This window comes from Alitiscatomonas aceti (assembly GCF_025567195.1).
Taxonomy (GTDB): Bacteria; Bacillota; Clostridia; order Lachnospirales; family Lachnospiraceae; genus Alitiscatomonas; species Alitiscatomonas aceti.
The window spans coordinates 92,751-93,347 of the sequence record NZ_JAOQJF010000010.1 but is presented as its reverse complement, the minus strand read 5'-3'; the positions used below and the strand labels follow the sequence as shown (position 1 = coordinate 93,347).

Sequence of the window (597 nt, the reverse complement as noted above, 5' to 3'; positions counted from 1 at the left end):
GTACCCATCGTCCGAAAAATGCCGGATATTTCTCATGCCGTGCTGACGGGCATATTCTTCAAGGTACATTTTCTGATTCTGGATACTGTTGGATTCTCCGACCTGTTCATCATCTCTGGACAGTCGCTCATACAACGCTGTGATTTTGATTTCTTCTTTCTTTGCCACGGTTTTAACCTCCCTTCGTTATGTACTTTTATCTCGTGTGACACACCCTTTCTCTATCCTCTCCAAGTATAGCCCTTTGGGTCTGTGACCACATAAGAACTGTGCATCTGCATCAAATTCGGTTTGAGCCAGAAGCGGGTCTTGCCGGAACCGGAGCCGCCGATCACCAGCACATTTTTGTTTCTGGCGGTCTTTGGGTCCTTGGGTCGGCTGTTCATGGTCAGGCTTTCGGTTTTTGTGAGAATGACATTGTTCTGGAACACCGGGTCGATGTAGGGAACAATATCCTCACGGGTTCCCCAACGGGCAGAGCCATACTCCATACCGTGACGGTACTTCTTGGCGTTTTTACTTTTGAGATACACCGCCAGACGCAGGCCAGCACCGCAGCACAGCCCCACCAGCAGATCCAACGGGTGCAGGCTAGGC

The 597-nt window shown here is 50.4% G+C and carries 2 pseudogenes; both read right to left on the bottom strand.

The window, feature by feature from the left end:
- Window positions 1–168: pseudogene (locus tag OCV69_RS17105) on the bottom strand (recombinase family protein); the annotation flags it as partial.
- 71 nt (window positions 169–239) lie between these two features.
- Window positions 240–597 (bottom strand): annotated as a pseudogene (locus OCV69_RS17100) (type IV secretory system conjugative DNA transfer family protein); the annotation flags it as partial.